The following is a 14,125-nucleotide window of genomic DNA, read 5'->3' as shown; positions in this document are numbered from 1 at the left end:
ACGGCGACGGCGGGTGCGGCGGCCGCCGGCGCGGGCGGCACGTAGGCTTCGCGCTCGAGGCGCCGGCGCAGGCGATGGCGCCAGCGCGCCGGTATGCGCCCGTACAGCGCGAGCGCCCAGCGCTGGCGGCAGCTCCAGTCGATCAGGGTCAGGCTCGCGGCGCTGAGCCGCGGCCAGGCGCCGGCGGCGCGCACGCGGCCGTGCGGATCCCAGTGCGCCGCGCTGCCGCCGTTGCCGCGGAACGCGGCGGCGACCGGCGCGATGTGCCGCGGCGGAATGCCGAACTCGCGCGCGGCCGCACGCAGATACCAGCGAATGAACGCCTCGCGGCCTTCGCGATCGCCGAGATCGAACGCACCGTGCAGATCGGGGCGCAGGCGCCAGGCGGCGTACATCAGCCGCGTGACCGGCGCGTCCGCCTGCGCGACGAGTTCGTCGCAGGGCAGGTCGTAGCGCTCGCGGCGCATCTGCCACGGCTGCGGCTCGGCCTCGGCGCAGCCCTTGTCGAAATACTGGCGGAACACCGCGCGCAGCGGCCGTGTCAGTGGCTCGCCGTCGGCGAATGCGCCGAACGCGTAGGGCTTGAGCCGGTGGCGCGCATGGCCGTTGTCGCGCAGGCGCTGCAGATAGTCCTCGTACAGCGGCCGCAGCGCGCCGAGGTCGGCCGCGCGGTAGCGGTCCTGATGGCGCGAGAACTGCTGCGGGTGATCGACGTCCACGCCGCTGAAATGCACGAAGGCCAGCGGCCGTGAATTCGCGGTCCAGCCGGCATCGGTGCGTTCGACGCGGCGCTGGGCCAGGTTCCAGTAGGCGAGGTTGCAGCCGTCGTCGCGCAGCACGTGCACGTCGTCGAACAGGCCCGGCACGAGGTCCATCCATTTCTGGTCGGTGAACAGGCCCGCGGCCGGATCGGCTGCGCCGCCGAATTCGAGCTTCGCGGCCCACCAGGCGATCAGCGCGTCGGTCTGCGCGTGTGCGCCGAGCGCGAGGAAGCCGAGGTTGTAGGTGCCACTGCGCAGGATGGCCAGTTCGCCCGGGTGGCGGTCGTCGTCGACCGGCGCGTTCAGATGCGGCGTCAGCACGGCCAGCGCGCCGGCGGCCAGCGCCTGCTCGACGCTGCGCAGCGGCGCGACCACGAACACGTCCGGATCGAGATAGACCAGCGCCTCGTCCGCATGGTGCCGGCGCAGCCAGCGGAACACGTAGGGCTTGATCGCCGTGTTGAGCTCGAGGATGTCGTAGCGGAACACGAACGCATCGAAATCGGGCAGGTCGAGGTCTTCTATCCGCACCAGCTCGAACAGCGGGTCGGCCAGGTCGGGGTCGTCGTCGGCCTGGTCGGCCAGGGCGAGATAGCGCCGGCTCTGCGGATGTTGCGCGGCCAGCGACTGCAGCAGGGTCAGCGCATACGCGAGATAGTTGCGCGAGACGATGGTGAAGAAGATCACGGGCGGTCGTTGGGCCGGAGGACCGCAGCCTTTTGCGCCCGGCGCGGCGGCGAGTCAAGAGGCCGCCGTATCCGTGTGCAGCCGCCGTGCGCGGCGCCGGCCGGGCCGCCGCCGTCCGTACCGTTGCGGCGGCGGCGCAGGGATGGGCTATGCTCGCGCCGCCTCACGCCGCGGGCCGCGCATGCGTCTGCATTTCCTCGAACTGCTCTGGTTCAGCACCTACGCGGAACTGCGCGCCGAGCGCTCGCGCAGCTATCTGGGCCTGCTCTGGTGGCTGGTCGAGCCGGCGCTGATGATGGCCGCATTCTGGCTCGTGTTCGACCGCATCCTCGGCAGCGGCGGTCCGGGCTATCTGCCCTTCCTGCTGATCGGTCTCGTGGTCTGGCAGTGGTTCAAGTCCAGCGTCGTGCATGCGGGGCAGGCGATCTGGATGAACCTCGTGCTGATCCACCAGGTGCGCGTGCCGGTGCTGATCTTTCCGTTCGTGCACCTGCTCGCCGATGCGATCAAGTTCGCCGTCGTGTTCGTGGTGCTGCTCGCGGTGCTCTGGCTCGCCGGCTATCCGCCGAATCCCGCGTATCTGAGCCTGCCGCTGCTGCTGTCCTGCATCGGCCTCTGCGCCGTCGGCGGTGGGCTGCTGCTTGCCGCGCTGATGCCGCTGCTGCCGGACCTGCGCTTCGTCGTCGAGCAGCTGCTCGCGGTGCTGATGTTCCTGTCCGGCATCGTGTTCGCGTTCGAGCGCGTGCCGGCGGCCTATGCGCCGTGGCTGGCCTGGAATCCGGTGCTCGTCCTCGTCGACGCGCTGCGCGGGGTTCTGCTGCACGGGCGCTGGCCCGACCCGGCGGCGCTGCTGCGCGTCGCGGTCATCGCGGTCGCGCTCGCGCTGGCCGGCGTCGCCGCGGTGCGGCGGCTCGCGGCGCGCTATCCGAAGCTCGCCGCATGAGCGACTTCGTGCTGCGGCTCGAGCGGGTCGGCGTCGCGTTCGACGTGCGCCGGCGGCTGCGCGGCGAGAAACACTGGGCGCTGCAGGACGTCAGCCTCGAGCTGCGCCGCGGCCAGCGCCTCGGCATCGTCGGGCGCAACGGCGCCGGCAAGAGCACCTTGCTGCGCGTGCTCGCCGGCATCCTGCGGCCCGACCGCGGCCGCATCGCGCGCGCCGACGCGAGCTGCCAGCTGCTGTCGCTGTCGCTGGGCTTCGTGCCGCATCTGTCAGGACGCGACAACGCGATTCTCTGCGGCCTGCGCCTCGGTTTGCGCCGGCGCGAGATCGACGCGCGGCTCGCCGCGATCCACGACTACGCCGAGCTCGGCGACTTCTTCGACCAGCCGGTCGCGAGCTATTCCAACGGCATGGTGCTGCGCCTGGGATTTTCGGTCGCGCTGCAGGTGCAGCCCGACGTATTGCTGGTCGACGAACTGCTCGCCGTCGGCGACGCGGAATTCCAGCGCAAGTCGGCGCAGGCGATCCACGAGCGCATCCACGCCGGCACGACCGTCGTTCTGGTCAGCCACGACGAGGATCGGATCGCCGATCTCTGCGACAGCGTGCTGTGGATGGAGTACGGCCGCAGCCTGCTGGTCGGCCGCGTCGACGACGTGCTCGCCGCATATGCGGCGGCGCAGGGCTGAGCGTGCGGCAGCGGGTTGCGTGCCGCGCGAGGGATCGAACGGCGCCGTCGCGCGCTACCGGAAGCCGTCGCTGAATATCGGATCCGGCCGCGGAATCAGAATGGTCAGATCCGACAGCACGCTGCCGTCGGAAACCGTCAGCGGCTCGACGGTGGTCGGCAGACAGGTCGTCCAGCCCTCCGCCGTGAAGCCGCAGGGCTGGTTGGACGGATAGAAGATGCCCGTTATCGCGCCCGTGTCATAGGCCCGCGGATGAGCCAGCAGATAGTAGGCGCCGGCCGGCAGGTCGTCGATGCGGAAGCGGCCTTCGGTGTCGCTGCGGACGAACTTGCCCCGGCGCGGAGTGTTCATCGGTATCACGAAGACCACGTAGTCCGGCTGCGGCGTCAACGTCGTCGTTTCGGCGACCCGGCCCAGCAGGGTTCCGCCATGTGCGCGGCTCAGGCGGAAGTCGATGCCGGCATGGTGTGCCTGGGTGTCGAAACGGATGCGCGGATAATCGCTCTGCAGTTCGCAGAACAGATTCCCGTCGGTGCACTCGATGTACTGCCAGGCCTGATCGAGCCAGCCCATGGCGTCCTGCCGCGTGCGGACGACGACGCTGGCGCTGTAGAACGCCTCGAGCTGATAGTCGCCGTTCGCATCGCTCAGGACGGAGCCGTGCTCGTCGAAGCCCGAGACCGGCGGCGCGCGCAGGTTGCCGGCCGCGACGCGCACGCCGGCGAGCGGTTGCCCGTCGGCCGAAACGACGCGTCCGCGTATCGTGCGCAGCGGGGCGATCGGCACGTCGGGCAGCGTGTGGATTCCGTCCTCGGCCGGTATCTCGACCGTGGCGGCACCGCCGAAGTCGCAGCTCCAGCCGTTGCAGGCGCGGTCCGGATAGACGACGGCGTTGTAGGACGATGCGGCGTCCGGATACAGCGCGACGTTGACGGAGCCGGGCAGCAGCGGTGCGACGACGGCGAAATTGTCGGGGAAGAAGCTGGTGGCTTCGCGGTAGCGTCCCGGTTGTCCCGGCAGACTGACGCGGGTGTATTGGCTGACGTACTGCCCGTTGCCGCTGCTGCGCAGGCGCGCGCGCAGCTGCGAGCCGCGCCGCACCCCTATCGCGAGATCGGCGATCTGCGCGGCTTCGCCCAGCACGATCGGCGTCACCGGCAGCGACGCGCAGAGCACTTGCACGTCGTTGCAATGAAGATCGGGCCAGTAGTAGCGCAGGTAGGGCAGATTCCTGTCGCCGCCCTGGGTGGCGCCGAAACTCAGGCGATAGGCGCCGGCATGCAGCTCGCCGACGCGGAAGTTTCCGTCGGCGTCGACGGCGATGGAACGGCGCAGGCGGAAATCCGCGGGGTCGACCGGTTCGAGGTTGCCGCTGACGTAGTACGGGCGGGATTGGTCGTCGCGATCGAAGACGCGGCCGCTGACGACGGCGCCGGGGCTCAAGGCGAAATCCGCGACGACGTTGCCGGCGGCGTCGGGCGTGATCCGGCTGTCGTAGCTCAGGCATTCCGCGTGCGATTCGCAGCGGCTGTCGTCGCTGGCGCGCGCTGCGTGTCCGGCGGCGGCCGCGACGCCGTAGAACGCGCTGCCGAAGTTCGGCACGATGCGGTAGCGCCCCTCGGCGTCGGTCGTCGTCCTGCCGACGAAGTCCGGAAACTGGAAGATGCCCGGGGTGTAGAAGCTGACCTCGGCGCCGGCGATGGGCGCCTGGCTAGTGCGGTCGCGAACCTGTCCGGCGATGGTGACGACGGCGTTGCCGGCGCGGGCCGCGCCCGTCCGGGTCGCGGCGGCGGGCTCGGCAGAGGTCCGCGAGGGCGCGCCGGCAGCCGAAGCCGGTGCGCCGAGCTGGGCGAGGCACAGCACGACGAGCGTGAGATAGCGCATGGAAGTGCGGTCCTGGAAGCGGGAGGGCGACAGTTCTGTTCGACAGGATGCCGGTGAATCCGCAGCCGCGCCATCGCGCACAAAAAAACGCCGGCACGAGGCCGGCGCAGGAGTGATGTCGCGAAACAGGCGACGGAGTGACCGGCGTCGCCTGCGCGGCAGCGTGACGCTGCCGGGTCTCAGTGCTTGAGCGCCTTGCGCAGGCGTTCGAGCGCCTGCAGCTGGGCCATGGCCTGGGCCAGTTCGGCCTGGGCCTGGGCGATCTCGAGCGCGTCGGTGCGGTTGGCCAGCGCGCGTTCGGCCGCTTCCTTGGCCTTGGTCGCGGCGGCTTCGTCGAGGTCTTTCGCGCGGATCGCGGTGTCGGCGAGCACGGTGACGACCTGCGGCTGCACTTCGAGGATGCCGCCGGAGACGTAGAAGAACTGTTCGTCGCCGTTCTCCAGGATCACGCGGACCTGGCCCGGCTTCAGGCGCGTGATCAGCGGCGCATGGCGCGGCGCGATGCCGAGTTCGCCGATCTCGCCGGTGGCCACGACCATCTGCGCCGCGCCGTGGAAGATCTCTTCCTCGGCGCTGACGATGTCGCAACGGATGGTGCTAGTCATGTCTGCCTCGCTGGAGCGCGCCGCCGCAGCGGCGGCGCGATTCCGTCAGTGTCGTTGCAAGCGCGATCAGGCCTTCTCGGCCATCTTCTTGGCCTTCTCGATGGCCTCGTCGATGCCGCCGACCATGTAGAACGCCTGCTCCGGCAGGTGGTCGCATTCGCCGTCGACGATCATCTTGAAGCCGCGGATCGTTTCCTTCAGCGAGACGTACTTGCCCGGCGAACCCGTGAACACTTCGGCGACGTGGAACGGCTGCGAGAAGAAGCGCTCGCACTTGCGCGCGCGCGCCACGGCCTGCTTGTCCTCTTCGCTGAGCTCGTCCATGCCGAGGATCGCGATGATGTCCTTGAGTTCCTTGTAGCGCTGCAGCGTGCCCTGCACCTTGCGCGCGACTTCGTAGTGCTCGCTGCCGATCACGTTCGGATCGAGCTGGCGGCTGGTCGAGTCCAGCGGATCGACGGCCGGGTAGATGCCGAGCGCGGCGATGTTGCGCGAGAGCACGACGGTCGCGTCGAGATGGGCGAAGGTCGTCGCCGGCGACGGGTCGGTCAGGTCGTCCGCGGGCACGTAGACGGCCTGGATCGACGTGATCGAACCGGTCTTGGTCGAGGTGATGCGTTCCTGCAGCACGCCCATTTCCTCGGCCAGGGTCGGCTGGTAGCCCACGGCCGACGGCATGCGGCCGAGCAGCGCCGAGACTTCGGTGCCGGCCAGGGTGTAGCGGTAGATGTTGTCGACGAACAGCAGTACGTCCTTGCCCTTGCCCGACGCATCCTTCTCGTCGCGGAAGTACTCGGCCATGGTCAGGCCGGTCAGCGCGACGCGCAGACGATTGCCCGGCGGCTCGTTCATCTGGCCGTACACCATCGCGACCTTGTCGAGGACGTTGGAGTCCTTCATCTCGTGGTAGAAGTCGTTGCCCTCGCGGGTACGCTCGCCCACGCCGGCGAACACGGACAGACCGCTGTGCGCCTTCGCGATGTTGTTGATGAGTTCCATCATGTTGACGGTCTTGCCGACGCCGGCGCCGCCGAACAGGCCGACCTTGCCGCCCTTGGCGAACGGGCAGACCAGGTCGATGACCTTGATGCCGGTTTCGAGCAGTTCGTTGGCCGCGGCCTGTTCCGCATAACTCGGCGCCGAGCGGTGGATGACCCAGCGATCCTGCTCGCCGATCGGGCCGGCTTCGTCGATGGGGTTGCCGAGCACGTCCATGATGCGGCCGAGCGTCTTCGCGCCGACCGGCACCTTGATCGCTTCGCCGGTATTGCGCGCGATCAGGTTGCGCTTGAGGCCGTCGGTGGAGCCCAGGGCGATCGAGCGCACGATGCCGTCGCCGAGCTGCTGCTGGACTTCCAGCGTGATGTCGGTGCCGTCGACCTTCAGCGCGTCGTACACCTTCGGCACCTGGCCGCGCGGAAATTCGACGTCGACCACGGCGCCGATGATCTGAACAACTTTGCCCTGGCTCATTTGGGTAACTCCGATGCTTGAAACTGTTCGCCGGTTCGCCGCGCGGCGGCGCCCCGGCCTAGATGGAATAGGGAACCGCGGCGGTCGTCAGACCGCCGCCGCGCCGCCGACGATTTCCGAGATTTCCTGCGTGATCGCGGCCTGGCGCGCCTTGTTGTAGATCAACGACAGCGTCTCTATGGCCTTGGTCGCGTTGTCGCTGGCCGACTTCATCGCGACCATGCGCGCCGCGTGCTCGCTCGCGAGGTTTTCCAGGGTGGCCTGGTAGACCAGCGATTCGATGTAGCGCGCCAGCACGTGGTCGAGCACGACCTCGGGGCCCGGCTCGTAGATGTAGTCCCACTCGTGCGTGTTGGTCAGCCCGTTCGACGGCGGCAGCGGCAGCAGGGTGTCGATCGTCGGCTTCTGCGTCATCGTGTTGACGAAGTCGTTGTAGGCCAGCTTGAGCTGGTCGATGCGGCCGTCGGTGTAGGCGTCGAGCATGACCTTGATCACGCCGATCAGCGAGTTCAGCTGCGGCTTCTCGCCGAGGTGCGTGGCCGAGCCGACGAGGTTGACCTTCAGGCGCTTGAAGAACGCGTTCGCCTTGGAGCCGATCGCGACGACGTCGATCTGCACGCCGCGGTCGCTGAGCTCGCGGATCTCGGCGATCAGGCGGCGGAACAGGTTCGAGTTCAGTCCGCCGCAGAGGCCGCGGTCGGTGGACACGACGATGTAGCCGACGCGCTTGAGTTCCGTGCGCGCGACCATGAACGGGTGCTGGTACTCGGTGTTCGCCTTGGCGATGTGACCGATCACCTGACGCATCAGGCGTGCATACGGACGCGAGGCCTTCATGAGGTCCTGCGCCTTGCGGATTTTCGAGGCCGAGACCATTTCGAGCGCGCGCGTCACCTTGCGGGTGTTCTGCACGCTCTTGATCTTGGATTTGATTTCTCTGCCGCCTGCCATGTGTTCGCTCGCTTTGCTGGTTCAGTAGTGCGGATCGCCGTCCGGCGGAGCGGCGCGCGCGCAGCGGCGCGCGCCGTGCCCGTTACCAGGAACCCGTCTTCTTGAACTCGGCGATGCCGGCCTTGAACGTCGCTTCGATGTCGTTGTTCCAGTCGCCGCTGTCGACGATCTTCTTCATGAGATCGCCGTGGTTCTGGTGGAAGAACGCATGCAGTCCCTTCTCGAACGGCAGGATCTTGGCGACCGGCAGGTCGTCGAGATAGCCCTTCTCGGCCGCGTAGACGGACAGCGCCAGTTCCGCGATCGACAGCGGCGCGTACTGGTTCTGCTTCATGAGCTCGGTCACGCGCTGGCCGCGCTCGAGCTGGGCGCGCGTGGCGGCGTCCAGGTCCGAGGCGAACTGGGCGAACGCCGCGAGCTCGCGGTACTGCGCCAGCGCCAGCTTCACGCCGCCGGACAGCTTCTTGACGATCTTGGTCTGCGCGGCGCCGCCGACGCGGGACACCGAGATGCCGGCGTTGACGGCCGGGCGGATGCCGGCGTTGAACAGGTCGGTCTCGAGGAAGATCTGGCCGTCGGTGATCGAGATCACGTTGGTCGGCACGAACGCGGACACGTCGCCGGCCTGGGTCTCGATGATCGGCAGCGCGGTCAGCGAGCCGGTCTTGCCCTTGACTTCGCCGTTGGTGAACTTCTCGACGTATTCCTCGCTGACGCGCGCGGCGCGTTCGAGCAGGCGCGAGTGCAGGTAGAACACGTCGCCCGGATACGCTTCGCGGCCCGGCGGACGGCGCAGCAGCAGCGAGATCTGGCGGTAGGCGACGGCCTGCTTGGACAGGTCGTCGTAGATGATCAGCGCGTCTTGGCCGCGGTCGCGGAAGTATTCGCCCATCGCGCAGCCGGAATAGGGCGCGATGTACTGCAGCGCGGCCGATTCGGACGCCGAGGCGGCGACGACGATGGTGTGGTCCATCGCGCCGTTCTCTTCGAGCTTGCGCACGACGTTGGCGATCGAGCTCTGCTTCTGGCCGATCGCGACGTAGATGCACTTAATGCCGGTGCCCTTCTGGTTGATGATCGCGTCGATCGCCAGGGCGGTCTTGCCGGTCTGGCGGTCGCCGATGATCAGCTCGCGCTGGCCGCGGCCGATCGGGATCATCGAGTCGACCGACTTGTAGCCGGTCTGCACGGGCTGGTCGACCGACTTGCGCCAGATCACGCCCGGCGCGACCTTCTCGATCGGCGAGAGCAGCTTGGCGTTCAGCGGACCCTTGCCGTCGATCGGGTTGCCGAGCGAGTCGACGACGCGGCCGAGCAGTTCCGGACCGGTCGGGACTTCGAGAATGCGGCCGGTCGTCTTGACCGTGTCGCCTTCGCGCAGGTGCTGGTACTCACCCAGGACGACCGCGCCCACCGAGTCGCGCTCGAGGTTCAGCGCGAGGGCGAAGGAATTGCCCGGCAGCTCGATCATTTCGCCCGACATCACGTCGGCGAGACCGTGGATGCGCACGATGCCGTCGGACACCGAGGTGATGGTGCCTTCGTTGCGCGCTTCGGCCGTGGCCTGGAACTGCTGGATGCGGCTCTTGATGAGCTCGCTGACTTCGGACGGGTTGAGCGTGGTTTGCATGGGTTTTCTCGCTAGAGGCGGATCGCACGGATCCGCCGACATGACGACGATTTTTTAGTGAGTCAGCGACTGCGCAAGACGTTCCAGACGACCACGCACGGAGCCGTCGATGACGGTGTCGCCGGCGTCGATGACCGCGCCGCCGATGACCGATTCGTCGATCGTGCTCGTAAGCTCGATCTCGCGGCCGAAACGCTTGGCCAGCGCCGCCTTGAGGGCGTCGGCCTGGCCGGCTTCGAGCGCCACGGCGGCGCGCACGTTGACCTTGAGCACGCCTTCGGCCGCGCGCTTGAGCGCGGCGAAGCCGTCGGCGACGTCGGCGAGAATCGGCAGGCGGCGGTTGGCGGCCAGGGTCGCGACGAAGTTCGCGAAGGTCGAGTCGGCCTTCTCGCCCTGCGGCAGGAACAGGCCGGCGAGCTTGTCGCCGCCGAACGCGGGATTGCCGATCAGGGTCTGTACCTGCGGATCACGCGCGACCGCGGCCGCGAACTCGAGCTTGGACGACCACTCGGCCAGCGCACCGGCCTCGCGGGCGAGGTCGAACGCGGCGCGGGCATACGGACGGGCCAGACTTTCGGCGCTGCTCATGGATCAGATCTCTTTGGCCAGGGCGTCGAGCAGGTCGCGGTGACGCGACGCGTCGATCTCGCGCTTGAGGATCTTCTCGGCGCCGGACACGGCCAGCGCGGCGACCTGCTGGCGCAGGACTTCGCGGGCCTGGTGCGACAGCGAGTCGATCTCCGCCTGGGCGACGGCCTTCTGGCGCGCGCCTTCGGCGATCGCATCGGCCTTGGCCTTGTCGACGATCTGGTTGTACTGCTGGTTCGCGCGGTCGACGATGTGGGTCGCTTCCTCGCGGGCCTTGCGGATCTCGTCGGCGACGCGCGAGTCGGCGTCCTTGAGCTCCTGGCGCGCGCGCTCGGCGGCGGCGAGACCGTCGGCGATGGTCTTCTGGCGCGATTCGATGGCCGCGTTCAGCGGCGGCCAGATGAACTTCATCGTGAACCAGACGAGGATCCCGAACGAGATCATCTGGCCGAAGAAGGTCAGGTTGATATTCATGATGACTCCTCAGGCGAACGCGATGACGGCCGCGAAAGACGCCGCGGCCTGCACGTCACGCCGGCGGTCGCCGGCGTGGGTGACGGTTACGCGGTTGCTTAGTGAGCCGCCTGCAGCGCGCTGAGCAGCGGGTTGCCGGTCGCGAAGTACAGGGCGACGGCCAGGCCGATGATGAACGCCGCGTCGATCAGGCCGGCCAGCAGGAACATGCGACCCTGCAGCATCGGCACGAGCTCCGGCTGACGCGCGGCCGATTCCAGGAACTTGGAACCCATGATCGCGATGCCCAAGCAGGCGCCCAGCGCACCGAGGCCGATGATGATGCCGATGGCGATGGCGGTCAGGCCCTGAACGTTGGCGATGAATTCCATGGTGGATCTCCTCAGAAGTCAGAAACGGATAGTCGGGAAACGGGGTGCAGCGACGAAAAAAATCGATCAATGGCCTTCGCGGGCGCCGGCGATGTAGACGACCGTGAGGATCATGAAGATGAAGGCCTGCAGCAGGATGATCAGGATGTGGAAGATCGCCCAGGCGGTGTTGGCGATGATGCCCGGGACGAAGGTGACCCAACCTGCGAGGAGGCCGGCGATCAGCATGAAGACGAGCTCGCCGCCGTACATGTTGCCGAACAGTCGCATGGCCAGCGAAACCGGCTTGACCAGCCACTCGATGATGTTCATGAAGAGATTGACCGGCGCGAGCACGAAGGCCAGGAAGCCGTGCGCATGGAACGGCGCGGTCAGCAGTTCCTTGCCGAAGCCGAAGCCGCCCTTTGCGGCGAGGGCATGGCCGATCAGGATGAAGAACACGGAGACCGAGAGGGCCAGCGTCGTGTTGAGGTCCGCGGTCGGGACCAGGCGGAAGTAGGTGTGGTGCGCGGTTTCGGCGCCGGCCGTGGTCTGGACGAGCCAGCCCGGCAGGTCGAGCGGGATCAGGTCCATCGTGTTCATGAACACGATCCACATGAAGATGGTCAGCGCGAGCGGCGTCACCGAGCGGCGGTCGCCGTGGAACGTGTCCTTGACCTGGCCGTCGACGAACTCGACGATGATCTCGACGAACGCCTGGCCCTTGCTCGGCACGCCGGCCGTGGCCTTGCGCGCCTTGAGGCCGAACCACAGCAGGAACAACAGGCCCAGCACGAGGGAAACCAGCCACGTATCGAGGTGGAAGCCCGTGCCCAGCTTGACCAGATTGTGGGTCAAGTGGTGGGTGATGTATTCGTTCAGACCGCCCGTCGCTGCCTCGGTGCTCACAAGAACTCCGCTATTCCTTGAACCGCAGTCCTGCCAGATGTACGAGCAGTGCTGCAGTGAAACCCGTGATCACCGCCGTCGGCGGCAATCGCCATACGCCGAGCAGGCTGATGAGTCCGCCTGCCAGCAAGATCCATTTCAACAGCGTGCCGAGCAGCAAACCCCAGAACGCCATCGGTCCGCTGATCGCATCGCCGCGGAACATGCGCGCCGCCAGCAGGATCGTTCCCGCCGCCACGAGCAGGCCGCCCGCCAGGGCGCCTGTCGCCGGACGCGATCCCTGCGCCAGAAACAGCAATGCCATCAGAAGGGAAACTCCCGTCTGGGCGAACACGATCCGAGTGGCCAGTCGCCGGCCGGCGGCGATGGAATTTCTCACTGGATTGCCCTGACGGTTGCCCGGAATTGCGCACCGCGCGGTACGCGCACCGGTCACAAAGCAGCGAGATTATATCAGCCGCTTTTGACGCGTCGCAACCAAAAAGGGGGCCATTCCGGGGCCTGCCGAAGGGCCGTCAGGGGGCCAGGGCGAAGCGGCAGAAGAAGTTCCAGATGTCGGCGAAATGGCCGGCCTCGTAGGTGTGTCCGCCGCCGAACACATAGAAGTTCAGCGTGTCGTCCATGACCCAGCCGGCGGCCTCGAAACGCGGCGGATCCTGCACCGCGTTGTAGGGCGGCCCGTACATCGGGTCGGCGGTGCCCAGGTGCAGGTCGAACGGCGGCTTGCGCGCCTGCCCGTCGAGGCGTGCCTGGCACTGCTCCTCGGTGTCGCCGAGGCAAGCCAGCGAGAACAGACGGCCGGCGCTGACCGAATAGGCCGCGACGTGCTGCTGGTCCAGCGCGGCGACCGGGCCGTTGACGACGAGGTCGTGGGCGACGTGGCCGCCGGCCGAGAAGCCCCAGAGCTGGATGCGGCTGTCGTCGATGTTGTAGGCCGCGCGCAGGTCGGCCAGGACGGCGGCGAGAAAGGTGTAGTCGTTCGGCGGCGCGCCGGAGCCGTCCTCCCAGCTGCCTCCGGCGCCGTTGGCGACCGGCGCGGCAACGATGAAGCCGCGCGTCGCGGCGACGGTCTGCCAGGTATCGCGCACGTCCTGGGCATAGACGTCGGCAATGGCCGGGCTGCCGGCCGTGCCGTGCAGGGCCACGACCAGCGGCGTCGCGCGCGCCGGGTCGTAGCCCGGCGGCAGGTACAGGTGGATCTTCTGCGTGCCGCTGCCGAGGCCGGCGATGTTCAGGATGCGCAGCTGCTGCCCGGGTGCGGCGCCGCCGCTGCCGTGGCTCGGCGTGCTCGGCACGAACTCGCCGTTCTGCAGTCCGCTGCGGAAGATGCGGTCGTTGTTCGCGTTGCAGGCCCAGGCCGGCAATCGCACCGTCGTGGCGGCCCCCGCGGTCGCACTGGCGGCCAGGGCGGCGAGCAGGAATGTCATGCGCAGGGTCATGGCGGCCTCCGTGGCGTCGGCCCAGTATCCGCGCGTCGCCGGCGCGGAAAAAGCGCGGCGGTAGGCGGTCGCTGCGTGCGCCGGCGCACAATCGCCGTTCGTCCTGTCGTCGCGGTTGCTGCTCAATTGAAGCGCTCGGCATAATCGGGCGATCCCGCCGCGACAGGCACGAAACGCAGCATGGCCAAGGCAAGCGAGCTTTACGTCGACATTCCCGCGGGGCAGTACCTGTTTCGCGAAGGCGATGCCGGCGCCGAGATGTACATCGTCGAGTCGGGCAGCATCGCGATCCTGCGCAGCGCACGCGGCAACGAGCCGCTGGCCGTGCTCGAGCCCGGCGATTTCCTCGGCGAGATGGCCGTGCTCGAAGACCAGCCGCGCTTCGCCTCGGCGCTGGCGCGGACCGACGCGCGGCTGCTGCGCATAGAGCGCGCCGCCTTCGGTGAGCTGCTGCGGCAAAATGTGGAAATTGCCGTCCGCATCATGCGCAAGCTCGCGCTGCGTCAGCGCCGCGCCGAGCAGCGCGTCAGCGAGCTGCAGCAGGAACTGCAGCAGCTGCGCGCCGCATCCGCCGCCGCGTCGGCTCCGTCGGCACCGTCACCCGCTGCAGCGCCTGCGCCGCCGGTTCCTCCGCCGGCCAAGCCTTCCGTCGCGCCGCCGGCGCCCGCCGCGCCAGCGCCTGTCGCACCGGCGCCTGTCATGTCGCCGCCTGTTCCCGTCGCGCCTGCGCCGGCAGCGCCGGACT

Annotated in this window: 14 protein-coding genes and 1 pseudogene; 3 read left to right on the top strand and 12 right to left on the bottom strand. The window is 68.3% G+C overall.

The features are described 5' to 3' along the window. Positions 1-1,448 (bottom strand): hypothetical protein (locus NON22_RS11740; protein WP_257387121.1); only part of this gene is annotated, 1,448 nt, incomplete at its 3' end. A 181-nt stretch (positions 1,449-1,629) separates the two neighbouring features. Between NON22_RS11740 and NON22_RS11735 the strand changes: the two genes are divergently transcribed. Both NON22_RS11735 and NON22_RS11730 read left to right on the top strand, forming a co-directional pair. Beyond that, on the top strand, positions 1,630-2,391 hold the full coding sequence (locus NON22_RS11735; RefSeq protein ID WP_257387120.1) for an ABC transporter permease: 762 nt from the start codon (positions 1,630-1,632) through the stop codon (positions 2,389-2,391). Between the two features lie 92 nt (positions 2,392-2,483). After that, positions 2,484-3,077: pseudogene (locus NON22_RS11730) on the top strand (ABC transporter ATP-binding protein); the annotation flags it as partial. 54 nt (positions 3,078-3,131) lie between these two features. Here NON22_RS11730 and NON22_RS11725 read toward each other — a convergent pair. The 11 genes from NON22_RS11725 to NON22_RS11675 form a co-directional block, all read right to left on the bottom strand. Continuing rightward, positions 3,132-4,961 carry a carboxypeptidase-like regulatory domain-containing protein gene (locus NON22_RS11725; RefSeq protein WP_257387118.1) on the bottom strand — a complete coding sequence of 610 codons (1,830 nt, stop codon included), beginning with the start codon at positions 4,959-4,961 and terminating at the stop codon, positions 3,132-3,134. 179 nt (positions 4,962-5,140) lie between these two features. Next, complete coding sequence (locus NON22_RS11720) at positions 5,141-5,566, bottom strand: F0F1 ATP synthase subunit epsilon (RefSeq protein ID WP_257387117.1); 426 nt, start codon at positions 5,564-5,566, stop codon at positions 5,141-5,143. A gap of 66 nt (positions 5,567-5,632) precedes the next feature. After that, positions 5,633-7,039, bottom strand: a complete 1,407-nt coding sequence (gene atpD / locus NON22_RS11715; protein ID WP_257387116.1) for a F0F1 ATP synthase subunit beta — start codon at positions 7,037-7,039, stop codon at positions 5,633-5,635. Positions 7,040-7,126: 87 nt separating this feature from the next. Next, positions 7,127-7,990, bottom strand: a complete 864-nt coding sequence (gene atpG / locus NON22_RS11710; RefSeq protein ID WP_257387115.1) for a F0F1 ATP synthase subunit gamma — start codon at positions 7,988-7,990, stop codon at positions 7,127-7,129. 82 nt (positions 7,991-8,072) lie between these two features. Further along, positions 8,073-9,620, bottom strand: coding sequence for a F0F1 ATP synthase subunit alpha (gene atpA / locus NON22_RS11705; RefSeq protein WP_257387114.1), 1,548 nt, complete (start codon positions 9,618-9,620; stop codon positions 8,073-8,075). Between the two features lie 54 nt (positions 9,621-9,674). Then, entirely contained in the window at positions 9,675-10,208 is a 534-nt protein-coding gene (locus NON22_RS11700) for a F0F1 ATP synthase subunit delta (protein ID WP_257387113.1), read from the bottom strand. 3 nt (positions 10,209-10,211) lie between these two features. Next, positions 10,212-10,682 carry a F0F1 ATP synthase subunit B gene (locus NON22_RS11695; RefSeq protein ID WP_257387112.1) on the bottom strand — a complete coding sequence of 157 codons (471 nt, stop codon included), beginning with the start codon at positions 10,680-10,682 and terminating at the stop codon, positions 10,212-10,214. Positions 10,683-10,780: 98 nt separating this feature from the next. After that, a complete protein-coding gene (atpE, locus tag NON22_RS11690; RefSeq protein WP_257387111.1) occupies positions 10,781-11,053 on the bottom strand; it encodes a F0F1 ATP synthase subunit C in 273 nt (90 codons plus the stop codon). A gap of 66 nt (positions 11,054-11,119) precedes the next feature. Further along, positions 11,120-11,941, bottom strand: a complete 822-nt coding sequence (gene atpB, locus NON22_RS11685; protein ID WP_257387110.1) for a F0F1 ATP synthase subunit A — start codon at positions 11,939-11,941, stop codon at positions 11,120-11,122. 10 nt (positions 11,942-11,951) lie between these two features. Further along, a complete protein-coding gene (locus NON22_RS11680) occupies positions 11,952-12,245 on the bottom strand; it encodes a hypothetical protein (RefSeq protein ID WP_257387109.1) in 294 nt (97 codons plus the stop codon). Between the two features lie 211 nt (positions 12,246-12,456). Next, positions 12,457-13,380, bottom strand: a complete 924-nt coding sequence (locus NON22_RS11675) for an alpha/beta hydrolase-fold protein (RefSeq protein WP_257387108.1) — start codon at positions 13,378-13,380, stop codon at positions 12,457-12,459. 180 nt (positions 13,381-13,560) lie between these two features. Between NON22_RS11675 and NON22_RS11670 the strand changes: the two genes are divergently transcribed. Further along, positions 13,561-14,125, top strand: a 565-nt coding sequence (locus tag NON22_RS11670) for a cyclic nucleotide-binding domain-containing protein (RefSeq protein WP_257387107.1), incomplete at its 3' end; no start/stop codon positions are given.

Origin of the sequence: Tahibacter caeni (genome assembly GCF_024609805.1) — a bacterium.
Taxonomy (GTDB): Bacteria; Pseudomonadota; Gammaproteobacteria; order Xanthomonadales; family Rhodanobacteraceae; genus Tahibacter; species Tahibacter caeni.
This window is presented reverse-complemented; position numbering and strand designations above follow the sequence as displayed.

What these genes read in the sequence shown, in the direction of transcription:
- NON22_RS11735 (WP_257387120.1), top strand. Translation starts at nt 1,630, where the DNA reads ATGCGTCTGCATTTCCTCGAACTGCTCTGGTTCAGCACCTACGCGGAA.
- NON22_RS11725 (WP_257387118.1), bottom strand. Translation starts at nt 4,961, where the DNA reads ATGCGCTATCTCACGCTCGTCGTGCTGTGCCTCGCCCAGCTCGGCGCA.
- NON22_RS11720 (WP_257387117.1), bottom strand. Translation starts at nt 5,566, where the DNA reads ATGACTAGCACCATCCGTTGCGACATCGTCAGCGCCGAGGAAGAGATC.
- atpD (WP_257387116.1), bottom strand. Translation starts at nt 7,039, where the DNA reads ATGAGCCAGGGCAAAGTTGTTCAGATCATCGGCGCCGTGGTCGACGTC.
- atpG (WP_257387115.1), bottom strand. Translation starts at nt 7,990, where the DNA reads ATGGCAGGCGGCAGAGAAATCAAATCCAAGATCAAGAGCGTGCAGAAC.
- atpA (WP_257387114.1), bottom strand. Translation starts at nt 9,620, where the DNA reads ATGCAAACCACGCTCAACCCGTCCGAAGTCAGCGAGCTCATCAAGAGC.
- NON22_RS11700 (WP_257387113.1), bottom strand. Translation starts at nt 10,208, where the DNA reads ATGAGCAGCGCCGAAAGTCTGGCCCGTCCGTATGCCCGCGCCGCGTTC.
- NON22_RS11695 (WP_257387112.1), bottom strand. Translation starts at nt 10,682, where the DNA reads ATGAATATCAACCTGACCTTCTTCGGCCAGATGATCTCGTTCGGGATC.
- atpE (WP_257387111.1), bottom strand. Translation starts at nt 11,053, where the DNA reads ATGGAATTCATCGCCAACGTTCAGGGCCTGACCGCCATCGCCATCGGC.
- NON22_RS11680 (WP_257387109.1), bottom strand. Translation starts at nt 12,245, where the DNA reads ATGGCATTGCTGTTTCTGGCGCAGGGATCGCGTCCGGCGACAGGCGCC.
- NON22_RS11675 (WP_257387108.1), bottom strand. Translation starts at nt 13,380, where the DNA reads ATGACCCTGCGCATGACATTCCTGCTCGCCGCCCTGGCCGCCAGTGCG.